The sequence below is a fragment of the Psychromonas arctica genome (genome assembly GCF_036697365.1).
In the GTDB taxonomy this organism is placed as follows: domain Bacteria; phylum Pseudomonadota; class Gammaproteobacteria; order Enterobacterales; family Psychromonadaceae; genus Psychromonas; species Psychromonas arctica_A.
On record NZ_JBAHZA010000010.1, the window covers coordinates 85,854 to 97,973 of the forward strand.

The following is a 12,120-nucleotide window of genomic DNA, read 5'->3' on the forward strand; positions in this document are numbered from 1 at the left end:
ATATGGCTAAATAAAAAAATGACCGTGCCACACAATTTAAGTAAAATGCGCGGCAATACAAATTCAACAACCCAGTTTAAACCTTAATTAATTAGGCAGCCCTATGAGCCAAACCGATAATATTTTTAGTCAACCTTTACAAAAAGTGGATAGCTTTAGTTTTGATCAGCAAGTGGTACAAGTCTTTCCTGATATGATCAAACGCTCGGTACCGGGTTATGAAAAGATTATTAATAGTATTGCGATGATCACTCAACGTTGCGCACAAGATAACTCAAACTTGTATGATTTAGGCTGTTCGCTAGGTGCGGCAACGCTATCAATGCGCCGTGGATTAGCTGAAAAGCAAGGTTGTGAGATTATTTCTGTTGATAATTCATCGGCGATGGTAGAAACCTGCCAACAATATATTCAGGCTTATAAATCAGATGTACCTGTAACTGTGTTGCAAGATGACATTTGCAATATCAAGATTGAGAATGCATCTGTAGTGGTATTAAACTTCACGCTACAATTCTTAACGCCAGAAAAGCGTTTATCATTATTAACTAATATCTATAACGGTTTATTACCGGGCGGTGTTTTAATTTTGTCTGAAAAGTTTATTTTTGAAGACCAAACTAGCCACCAGCTTTTAATCGATTTGCATTTAGACTTTAAACGAAGCCAAGGTTACAGCGAATTAGAGATTAGCCAAAAACGTTCTTCTTTAGATAATGTCTTGATTTCAGATACCGTGGAGCAACATTATCAGCGACTGCAAGAAGCAGGTTTTAAACACAACGACCTTTGGTACCAGTGCTTCAACTTTGGTTCAATTCTTAGTATTAAAGATTAATCTTTACTCGTTATAACAAGACAGCAAGGCAACACATGATCGACTTCAATAACTTTTACAGCATTATCGCTAAAAACCGTTTAAGCCATTGGTTGCGTGATTTACCCGCACAATTACATGATTGGGAAAATACCCATGTTCACGGTACGTTGGCGAGTTGGATACGCGTTTTAAATAAGTTTCCAACTATTAAAACCGATCATATTGAATTAAAGGATGAAGTGCGCATTGGTAACGGCAGCGAATTATCAACGGGTGAGACAAAGAAGTTAGAGAACCTGTTACAAAAATTTCACCCGTGGCGCAAAGGCCCTTTCCATATTCACGGTGTGCAGATTGATACAGAATGGCGTAGTGACTGGAAATGGGATCGCGTTTTACCGCATATCAGCCCGCTTAAATACCGCTATGTATTAGATGTAGGCTGTGGCAGTGGTTATCATATGTGGCGTATGCGTGGTGAAGGTGCAGAATTTGTAGTGGGCATTGACCCTAGCGAACTGTTTTTATGCCAATTTGAAGCAGTAAGACACTTTGCTAATAAAGATCAAAATGTACATTTATTACCTTTAGGTATTCAAGAATTACCTAAACTGGAAGCCTTTGATACGGTATTTTCAATGGGAGTGCTATATCACCGTAAATCGCCTATGGACCATATTACACAACTGCAAGATCAGTTAGTGGAAGGCGGTGAATTGGTATTAGAAACCTTGGTCATTGCAGGCGATAAAGACGATGTATTGGTGCCTGCAGACCGTTATGCAAAAATGCGTAATATTTGGTTCCTACCAAGTGCCGAAGCGCTTAAGTTATGGGTTGAAAAGTGTGGATTTGAAGATGTACGCATTGTTGATATTAATGACACGTTAACCGGTGAACAACGCAGTACTGCTTGGATGAAAAATGAATCTCTTGAGGATTATTTAGATCCTAACGACCCAACTAAAACCATTGAAGGTCACCCTGCTCCGAAACGTGCTTTACTTATTGCTAAAAAAGCAGTGAAGCCACTTAATTAAACCTTTAACTAAACCTAAACCTTTTAACTCAGCCTATCAATTAAGTCTTTAGCTTCCCCTTCAGTTGAAGGGGGAGTTGGAGTTTTGTTGGACATTTAGTTGAATAAAAATGCTTATTACTTATCTCTGAAAAGTAATAAGCCCCCTCTCTATGCTTCCCAGCGGCATGATTATATTGTATTAATTGATGATATAGCCTATTTTAATACTTGATTTAGTCAGAGTGGGAGAGTCATAACAGATGAATAGACAACAATTTCTCAACCGTTTTATTTTGCAGCAAGCAAACCTAACGCCTCCCTCTTCTCATCTCGCACAACTTCAATATCAGCAACAACCACTCAAAAAAGCCGCGGTATTAATGCCTTTAATTCAACGCAGTAATGGTTTGCATATGATATTAACGCAACGTGCTATGCATTTAAGGCATCATCCAGGGCAAGTCAGTTTTCCAGGTGGTCGCTTTGAAGTAACAGACGTGTCACTAGCAACTACCGCATTGCGAGAAACCGAAGAGGAGATAGGCATTGCTCAGGACAGTATTCAGTTAGTTGGCCGACTACCTGAAATCACCACTACCAGTGGTTATCATGTCACCCCTTTTGTAGGCTTTGTAACTGGTAATGAGCAAGTGGTCATAGATCAAAGTGAAGTCAAAAGTTGCTTTGAAGTGCCCTTCAATTACTTATTAAACAATGATAATTTTGTTAAACAACATTTAGTGGCTAATCGTAAACGTCATTTTACCTACTGTTGTGCTTATCAAGATCATTTAATTTGGGGTGCCACCGCACAAATGATCATCAATTTACAACAGCAATTACAGGCTTGAAATAGGCTCACATTAACCCTATCTATATTCAATGACATAAAATACTAACTAAAGTGGTAATATACACAGGTAAAAACAAGTTAGATTATCGACTCTAGCTGATCTCAGTTTGCTCTTAGACAGTATAAACAACAGAAAAAGGTAAAGGAGCAAAACAAAGGAAAATATCGCTGTATTGGTTTCATCTCATCTTCATAACAACAAGATATTCTATCTTGGTATAGCAACATAATTTGTAAAAGGAAATATATATGGTTGAACACATCACAGGCATGCTGGCATTAATCGGTGTGCTATCGCTTTTGTGTCAATGGATAGGCTGGAAACTTCATCTACCTGCAATCTTACCGCTATTATTATGTGGGCTTTTAATGGGCCCGGTGATGGGTGTATTAAACCCCGATGAATTATTCGGAGACCTGTTATTCCCCATTATCTCGCTAGGTGTAGCAGTTATTTTATTTGAAGGTGCTTTAACGCTTAACTTTAAAGAGATTAAAGAGCACGGCCGAATGGTCAGTCACTTAGTGTTAGTTGGTGCTTTTATTACTTGGGCTTGTATTGCCCCCGCCGCTCACTATTTATTAGGTTTTGAATGGTCAATCGCCTTGTTATTTGGCGCGCTTGTTGTGGTGACAGGACCAACGGTAATTGTGCCTATGCTACGTACTGTTCAACCTAAATCTAGCTTAGCTAAAATTCTTCGCTGGGAAGGGATTGTCATTGATCCTATTGGAGCATTATTAGCGGTTTTAGTGTTTGAATATATCGCAGTTAATGCTGACCCGACCTCTCACGTTTTACAATCTTTAGGTATCACTTTATCGCTTGGTTTTGGTGCTGGTGCAGTCACCGGTTACTTAACAGGGATTGCTATTCGTAAAAACTTATTCCCACATTACTTACGTAACACTGCTGTATTAACCATTATGCTGGGTATTTTTGTTGCGTCGAATATCATCCAAGAAGAGTCTGGCTTGTTAACCGTGACGGTAATGGGCATTTGGTTAGCCAATATGCGTGGTGTGGATATTGCGGATATTTTGGAGTTTAAAGAAACATTAACGGTACTACTTATTTCGGCGCTATTTATCCTTTTAGCGGCGCGTCTTGATTCAAGCGCGATGCTGGATCTTGGATTTGGTGGTTTAGGGGTATTACTGGTAGTGATGTTTATTGCTCGCCCGTTAAGTGTTTGGATATCTGGCTTAGGCACTAACCTTTCTTCGAAAGAAAAGTGGTTTTTAAGTTGGGTTGCACCGCGTGGTATTGTTGCTGCTGCTATCTCATCTTTATTCGCAATCAAGCTAGAAAAAGTAGGCTTAGACGGTGCAGATTCGATTGTGCCTTTAGTGTTTTTAATCATCATTGGTACAGTTGTTATTCAAAGTTTAACGGCAGGACCTTGGGCTAAATTTTTAGGGGTGAAAGAAGGGTCTAACGAAGGCTTATTAATGTTCGGTGCATCGACCTTCTCTCGTGAACTCGCTAAGCTGTTAATTTCTAAAAATATCAAAGTTATTTTGACCGATAATAACTGGGACAGTATTCGTAAAGCGCGTATGCAGAATATCCCAGTCTACTTTGGTAACCCAGCTTCAGAGCATGCCAGCAACTTTATGGATTTAAGCGGTATTGGACGTGTGTTAGTGATGTCGCCTTACCGACAATTGAATCCGCTAGTGACTTTCCACTTCCAAGATTTATTTGGTACAGAAAAAGTATTTGGGTTAAATAACCCAGATATCAGCAGTGCACGTCACCAGTTATCAGAAAGCTATTTAAAACGTTTGAGCTTATTTGGTGAAGGTGTTTCTTACGCCAAACTGGCAAGTTTAATGGCGAAAGGTGCAATTATTAAGGTCACTAATATCACTGAAAACTTTGCCTTTGACCGCTTTAAAAAACGCTACGGTGAAACGGCAATGCCACTCTTATATATCACCAAAGAAGGCGAGCTGCATGTGGTGTCAGGATTAACCAATGTTAACTTCCCAATTGGTATTGAGCTAATCAGTTTATTACCACAGGAAGCACAGGATCGCGCTGTTGAGCAAAGAGCATTAGATGAAGAAGCTGAACGCCAAGCAAAAGCCTTAGCCAAAGCGGAAGCAAAAGCCGCTGCTATTATTGCAGCAGAAGCAAGAGCGGAAAAAGAAGCTGAAGAAGCAAAACAACGTGCCGCTGAAAAAGCACGCCGTAAAGCGTTAGAAGAAGAGGAGCAAGCGCGTTTGTTGGCCGCTGAAGAAGCGGCTAAGCTAGATGAAGAAACAGCTGAAATAGTAGAAGAAAGCATCAAAGATGAAACGCTTGCCAATCAAAAAGAAACGACTTAATAACTAATCATTAAAAGATTAATAAGTCAGTTAAGCGATGTCAGTAATATGAATGATTTTATATTACTGACATCGCTTTTTTTGTGCTTGCTCTTTTAAGGCACTAGACGTTTCAATAATGGTATTTTCACCAATAACATAGTGCTGAATAACGATAAAACTAACGCGATAATCGTTAACATCGGAATAGCAATCCAATTCGTCATAAAGGCATCATAGTAACCATTACTTAGATTTCTAACGGGAATTAGCCATAGCGGATGAATCAAATAAATTCCTAAGCTATAAGTGGAAATTAAACTGACTAGTGCACGGCACTTACCTTGAATTCGTTCTGCATAGGTTTGGGCAAGTACAAATAACATCCCAGCAATCACTGCGGTATTCAAGGTTTTATAACCCATAAATAACGAACGATATTTCCCCTCTTCCAAGGCTAAGTACCAAGTACCGATGAAGTTTAATAACAGCATAGCCACACCGGCAATAATCCATAACTTTAATTGCGGGCGGTTATCACGATTAAACAGATACCAACCAGATACTAGATACCCAGTATATAAAACTAAGTTCTGTTGCAATACATCCCCTACTTTTAACCAATGCATAGTCAATAACACTAACCAACAAGCCAGCGCTAATTTAATATGATCGGGTTTAGCTTGTTTTAATAGAGGCAATAAAAATGGGATCACAAAATATAAAGGAATAAAGTCATAAAAAAACCACAAATGATACCAAACAGGCTCAAGCGGTGAGTTTGTTAAAATCTCTAACGCTTTATCACTTTGCCAATCACCAGAATAGATAGCATCAAGCATAAAGCCGCCCACCAGCGCATAGATAATGGTCCAAGCGATAAAAGGTATAACGACTTTACTAACGCGCTTAGTTAAGTAATAACGCCATTCAAAGACTTTATTACTTGAGAGTAGCAACGCGCCACTGATCATCATAAAAACTGGCACAGCCCATCTTGTAACACTGTTTGTGCCAGCAGCCGCTAGCCATTCTGAATCTGGGATTTCACCATATAAATAACGAAAAGGGCCTAACACGTGAATACTTACCACTGCAATAGCTGCAATAAAACGCAAAAAGTCGATATAAAAGATAGAAGGACGTGCTGCTTGCATAGATTTACCTAATTAAATAAATATAAAAAATAGAGTTCATAATCGTTATTAAGTTCATAACAAATCTAACAAAAAACCTATCAACTAAAGAATATCTCAACAATAGTTCAGAAATATTTCAAAAATGAAACATTGCAGAAAAATGAAAAAACGTGATAATAAGCGCAATTTTTTCCCCTCGTCTTTCAGTCGCTGTTATTACTCTTATTGTTGTTAAATAAAGTAAATACCTAAGACTTATTATCAGACATTTTAATTGTCTAAAAGGATTTATTTTTGATCATTAAACACACTAGAGCTTATCTATTTTGTAGTGTAATAGCATTGGTAGCGCCTAACTTATTTGCAGCAGAAAGTGATAAGCAAGATGGTGATTTACACTCATCTAGCCAGCTACCGCTCGCAGAAAAAAATCAATTACAACAAACACCTGAATATACTGGTACTGACCAAGATATTATTGAGCCTTTACCTGATCTAGTACTAGCAGAGCCAGAGGAAGAAGCAGAATACCAAACTTCCTTTACTAACTCTGCTTGGGAACAGTTTGATGTACCTGAAAGTTTTTACGATAATCCTTACACTGTTTCGCTTTTTTCACCAACACACGGTGAAGACAGCGAACGTTTATTATCACAAACTAACTCTATCTTTTACTATGGGTTAGGGGTTATTTCAGCACTGGCAGTAATGCCTGAATCTGTGACTAACTGGAATAGTGATGATGACGATAGTTTTGCACAAAAATGGATAGATAATGTCACAGATGGACCTGTTTGGGATAGAGATGATGTCGTTTTAAATTATGTCATGCACCCTTATTTTGGTGGAGCTTACTACCAAGCGGCACGAAAATCAGGCTACCGTCAATGGGATTCATTTCTATATTCAGCATTAATGTCCACTGTTTTTTGGGAGTATGGCGTTGAAGCTTTTGCTGAAACACCTTCTATGCAAGATATTGTTGTAACACCTGTCCTAGGCTGGGTTTATGGGGAATGGGCATTTAATAAAGAACGTGAAATCTGGGCACGAGGCGGTACCGTGATGGGCAGTGAATACTTAGGCAATACCGCCCTATTTTTACTTGATCCAATTGATTCTATTGGCCGTAATTTTAACCGTTTATTTGGCGCAGATTTAATCAAAGCAGGTACGGGCTATATTCGTTTAACTGAACAAGGTGACTCTGGCAATATTCCGAACGACAAACAAATCATGTTCCAAATTAACTATGCAATTGGCAACAATACTAGCCCTGCTCAATCAGGCATTAGCGGCAGACGTAAGGTGAACGAAGGTTACTATTTTGGTCACTCAAAAGATCCTGTTGATACAGGGATTATTGGATTAAGTTTAGGATCGGGTTACGTTAATTTTGATAATAAACGTAAGTTAATCAATCAACAGTACGCGCAATTCTCACTGGGTTTGTACTTTACTCGCGCTTTTTCTGCACGTTTAAACTATAACTCAACGCAGCTATTCGAAGGTTTTGTAGACCCTGATTATACCTACGAATCATTCAGTGTTGATGGGCAATATTACTTCAATAGCCAAGCAAACCTTCGCCCTTATATCACTGCGGGTATTGGAGAAGAGATTTGGGATAAAGATGATGACCAATATAATTTGCAAATTAATGCTGGTGTTGGATTACATTATCGCTTAAATGAAAAATGGGCAATACAAGCAGACCTAATTAACTACTTTACCTCTGATGAAGGCAGCCATGATCAACTATTAACGGGTAAAATAATTTACCGTTTTGGTGAAGGTGAAAAGTAAGGTAAAAGGTAAAAGATACAAGGTAGAAGGTGCAAGGTAGAAGGGACAAGGTGCAAGGTGCAAGGGGCAAGGGGCAAGGGGCAAGGGGCAAGGGGCAGGTTCCAGGGACAAGCTAACAGGTGCAAGGTTTACTCAGTGCGAAAACACTGAGTAAACAATATCAATAAAGCCGTTAAAGTGTGCCTTACTTCATTACATCAATTAATGCATTAGCCAAGTAACTTACTTGCTCTTGCTTTAAACCTGCAATATTAATTCGGCCGTTCAACATCCCATAAATCGCATGCTTTTCACGTAACGCAGTCATCTGTTCAGCTGTCAGTGGCAACATCGAAAACATCCCTTTTTGTCTAGTCACTGCTTGTAGAGATTGATCTGCTCCCATTTCAGATAATAGTTTACCTAACCCAAGTCGTAGGTCATTAATACGGTTTCTACACACAGATAACTCTTTTAGCCAGGCTTCTGGTTCACTGAATAATAATGAAGCCACAGCTGAACCATGGTTTGGCGGCATTGAATAGTTGGCGCGAGTAATACGCTCTAATAGCGTACGTAAAGGCTGATGTTGTGATTTATCACTGCTCAATACCATCGCTGCACCGGTACGCTCGCAGTATAATCCCATGTTTTTTGAGCAACTTGTTGCGACCAACATAAAATCCACTTGCTCAGCAAATAAACGTAAACCAGCTGCATCTTCCTCTGGCCCAACACCAAAACCTTGATAAGCAATATCAATTAATGGAATCACTTTTTTAGCAACACAAAAATCAATGAACTGTTGCCACTGGTCAATTAAAGGATCAACACCTGAAGGGTTATGACAGCTACCATGTAATATTAATACATCCCCTTCTTTAGCTTTTGCTAGGTCTTCAAAACATTGTTCAATATCTAATATACCGCCATTATGATGCCAGCGAAAAGATTCTACTTTTAATCCTGCACCTTCCATTATAGGACGATGATTAAGGTAACCTGGCTCTGTATTCCAAATCACCGTTTGAGGCGATAACGCAGCAATAAAGTCACCGAGTACTCTTAAAGCACCTGTTCCACCAACAGTTTGTATCGTACACTGCTCATCAAAACGTGGACTATTGTTACCTAATACAAACTTAGTAATATGATCGTTAAACTCAAGATTACCCGATAACATTTTATAACTTTTAGATGCAGCCTCTTTTGTTAGTTTTAATTCTGCCTTTTGCACTTCTTGCATGACAGGAGTTTGACCTGTTTCATCACGATAAACACCAACTAACATATCTATTTTTTGACTACGCGGATCGGCATTAAACTGATGTAATAATGCCCAAAGAGGATCACCTTCAACAACAGGTAAATTTTCTAACATATCTTTGATTTCCTTAAATAAATATAACTTAACAACGATGAGATAAAATAACGCCAATGATGGTTATTCCAATACCACAGCCAATAAACAGTGATAAAGATTCACCCAATACTGGTACGGCTAATAGCGCGGTGATAGCTGGTGAAAGAGATCCTAATACAGATGCTTGCTCAGCGCCTAACTGATTAATCGCATAGGAAAAACAGATAGTCGCAACGACACCAATGCCAACACCTTGAATGGCGATAAAGGGTAATGCTTGCTGCAATGAGAAATGCCCTAACTCACTGTCTACCATACCAGAGCTGATTAGCACTAACATAATAAAACCTGAGCAATAAGACAAAATAATTACTACTGTGATTGGTTTTAAATTTACTCGCTTTAACGTAATAGCAAAAATAGCCCAACAGGCACTAGCAGCGAATAAAAAGCCCAATCCACTCGGGTCTTTTAACGATAAGAGTTGCTGTTCGCTAAGCATCATTACTACCACACCAACTAATATCATAAACAACGCAAACCAACGTTTCTTCGACATTATTTGAGCAAAGAAAACTGCACCGATAATGGCGACAAAGACAGCAGGTGTGCCAGCTAATATAGTGCCGACGTAAGCTGTTGGCACACTTTTAGCGCCTAAAGCAGCAAGGAATACAAAGGGAATACCACCTAATAGAATAAGAGCGATATCAACAGCCTTAATTGTTTTAATCACTCTAAGGTGTTTAATCGCCCAAGGGGCTAATAATATTGCGGGCACCATAAATCGCAATAATGCGACGTCGGCAATAGTTAAACTTGAACCGTCTATAGTACGAATCGATAGTGCAAAGCTCGACCAAATAAATAAAACTAAGGTCATTGCTAAATAGCCTAAGACCTTAGTTGGTAAAAATAGCCTATGGACTTTATCACTATAAACACTTTGAGTATTAAGCATGAATTCTGCATCCTATTAAGATTTTGATATAATATTATTCATCAAAAACCACGCGTTTATCACTCAAATAAAATTTAATTTAAGTTATTTTGAGCTTAATAAGCTCCAAAAAATAGATTTGACGCATTAAAACACTAACAGGGATAGTTATGGATAAAATAGACAAAGATATATTGAGCATATTACAAAAAGAAGGTCGTATCTCTATCGCAGAGCTTGCAGATAAAGTTAATTTATCTCCTTCCCCTTGTGCAAGGCGCTTGAAGCGTTTGGAAGAAGAAGACTATATAGAAGACTATCAAGCAAACTTGAACAAAAAACGAGTTGGAATCAACATGACCTTTTTTGTAGAAGTCAGCTTAAATCGTCATCAAGAGAAAGCGTTAGAGGAGTTCGAAACTGCTTTATTAGCAATGAAAGAAGTAGTGAACGCACATATTGTGTCTGGCGCATTTGATTATCTGATTGAAGTAGTGACGCATGATTTACCAGGATACGAAGCCTTCACGACTAAACTACATAAGATACCTAGCGTCAAAGATATTCATACGCATTTATCAGTTAGGCAGTTAAACACGCAGCGTATTTTACCTATCTATAATACCAATCACACTAATTAACTGATCTACTTTACTTGTTAAAATAACTTATTTCTTCGTTGTAATTTTCGAAAGTAGAACAACTACTTAACTTAAATTACGCCTTGAACTCAGTCATTTGTCCTGCGTAAAATTTAGATCACTTATTTAATATAATTGGTATAAATAGCGTATGAACAGAGTAAACTTTACTGGAATAAGGCTTTACTGATAATCATTTAAGATCTTAGTTAATTCTTGCTTGCGCTGCTCATCACAAAAACTCGCTGTAATACTATTTTGAACTAGCTTAATCGCTTGCGTTTGATTCAAATCCAACGCCTGAGCAAGCGCCTCAAAGTTTTCAGTCATGTAACCACCAAAGTAAGACGGGTCATCTGAATTTACCGTGACACAAATATCTAATGCTAATAGATCTAGAATATTGTGTTGTTGCATATGCTCGAATACTTTTAGCTTAGTATTAGATAAAGGACATACTGTAAGTGGCATTTGAGTTTGCCGTAAGTAGGTAATTAACTCAGGATCTTGTATCGCATTAACACCATGATCTACGCGTGATACTTTTAAATCATTAATGGCTGTCCATATAAACTCTGCAGGACCTTCCTCGCCAGCATGGGCAACCGTTAATAAACCTAGCTCACGTGCTTTGGCAAATACTCGACTGAATTTTTCAGGTGGATGCCCTAATTCTGAACTATCTAATCCAACGCCTTTTAATTTTGCTAAGAAAGGCATCGCCTGCTCTAATGTTTCAAAGGCACTTTTCTCATCAAGGTGACGTAAAAAGCACATGATAAGTTCGCTACTGATACCTAACTTTTCTTTTCCGTCTGTTAATGCCTGGTCAATACCATTGATCACAGTACTAAAAGCAACGCCACGATCAGTGTGAGTTTGTGGATCAAAGAATGGCTCAACGTGTAATACATTTTGCTCTTTACACTTCAATAAATAAGCCCAAGTTAAGTCATAAAAGTCTTGCTCAGTAACCAATACTTGCGCTGCTTGGTAATAGATATCTAAGAAGTCCTGCAATTGCGTAAATTGAAAGGCTTTTGTTACCTCTTGTACATTTACATAGGGCAAATCAACGTTATTACGCACAGCTAGGTCAAATAACATTTGTGGCTCTAGGCTGCCTTCTAAATGTAAATGCAATTCAATTTTAGGTAATTGCGTTAACCAACTTGATAAAGGCGAACTATTGTTAGTTTGTGTCGTTGAATTCGGCATAATATTCTCTTTTTGATAACATCACTT

The 12,120-nt window shown here is 38.4% G+C and carries 10 protein-coding genes; 6 read left to right on the top strand and 4 right to left on the bottom strand.

What is annotated here, in order from left to right; genetic code table 11:
- The first annotated feature begins 103 nt into the window (after positions 1–103).
- The 4 genes from cmoA to V5290_RS12280 all read left to right on the top strand — a co-directional run bounded on the left by cmoA (position 104) and on the right by V5290_RS12280 (position 5,028).
- On the top strand, positions 104–838 hold the full coding sequence (cmoA, locus tag V5290_RS12265; RefSeq protein ID WP_333386077.1) for a carboxy-S-adenosyl-L-methionine synthase CmoA: 735 nt from the start codon (positions 104–106) through the stop codon (positions 836–838).
- A 35-nt stretch (positions 839–873) separates the two neighbouring features.
- Positions 874–1,860, top strand: a complete 987-nt coding sequence (gene cmoB / locus V5290_RS12270) for a tRNA 5-methoxyuridine(34)/uridine 5-oxyacetic acid(34) synthase CmoB (RefSeq protein WP_333386080.1) — start codon at positions 874–876, stop codon at positions 1,858–1,860.
- Between the two features lie 241 nt (positions 1,861–2,101).
- Positions 2,102–2,692: a CoA pyrophosphatase gene (locus V5290_RS12275; protein WP_333386083.1), complete on the top strand. Its 591-nt coding sequence runs from the start codon at positions 2,102–2,104 to the stop codon at positions 2,690–2,692.
- Positions 2,693–2,943: 251 nt separating this feature from the next.
- Positions 2,944–5,028 (top strand): sodium:proton antiporter, encoded by a 2,085-nt coding sequence (locus V5290_RS12280; protein WP_333386086.1) that lies wholly within the window; start codon positions 2,944–2,946, stop codon positions 5,026–5,028.
- Between the two features lie 95 nt (positions 5,029–5,123).
- Here V5290_RS12280 and V5290_RS12285 read toward each other — a convergent pair whose 3' ends face one another.
- Positions 5,124–6,164 (bottom strand): acyltransferase, encoded by a 1,041-nt coding sequence (locus tag V5290_RS12285; RefSeq protein ID WP_333386088.1) that lies wholly within the window; start codon positions 6,162–6,164, stop codon positions 5,124–5,126.
- Between the two features lie 276 nt (positions 6,165–6,440).
- On the opposite strand from V5290_RS12285, the gene V5290_RS12290 reads away from it, so the two are divergent.
- Positions 6,441–7,952 carry a DUF3943 domain-containing protein gene (locus V5290_RS12290; RefSeq protein WP_333386090.1) on the top strand — a complete coding sequence of 504 codons (1,512 nt, stop codon included), beginning with the start codon at positions 6,441–6,443 and terminating at the stop codon, positions 7,950–7,952.
- A 184-nt stretch (positions 7,953–8,136) separates the two neighbouring features.
- Here V5290_RS12290 and V5290_RS12295 read toward each other — a convergent pair whose 3' ends face one another.
- Both V5290_RS12295 and V5290_RS12300 read right to left on the bottom strand, forming a co-directional pair.
- The gene (locus V5290_RS12295; protein ID WP_333386093.1) at positions 8,137–9,312 is read right to left on the bottom strand and encodes an aromatic amino acid transaminase; all 1,176 of its coding nucleotides are present in this window, start codon (positions 9,310–9,312) and stop codon (positions 8,137–8,139) included.
- A 28-nt stretch (positions 9,313–9,340) separates the two neighbouring features.
- Positions 9,341–10,255, bottom strand: coding sequence for a DMT family transporter (locus V5290_RS12300; RefSeq protein WP_333386096.1), 915 nt, complete (start codon positions 10,253–10,255; stop codon positions 9,341–9,343).
- 149 nt (positions 10,256–10,404) lie between these two features.
- Between V5290_RS12300 and V5290_RS12305 the strand changes: the two genes are divergently transcribed.
- Positions 10,405–10,875 carry an Lrp/AsnC family transcriptional regulator gene (locus V5290_RS12305; RefSeq protein WP_333386099.1) on the top strand — a complete coding sequence of 157 codons (471 nt, stop codon included), beginning with the start codon at positions 10,405–10,407 and terminating at the stop codon, positions 10,873–10,875.
- 183 nt (positions 10,876–11,058) lie between these two features.
- Here the strand turns inward: V5290_RS12305 and V5290_RS12310 are convergent, their stop codons facing one another.
- Complete coding sequence (locus V5290_RS12310) at positions 11,059–12,093, bottom strand: adenosine deaminase (RefSeq protein WP_333386102.1); 1,035 nt, start codon at positions 12,091–12,093, stop codon at positions 11,059–11,061.
- Positions 12,094–12,120 lie beyond the last annotated feature (27 nt).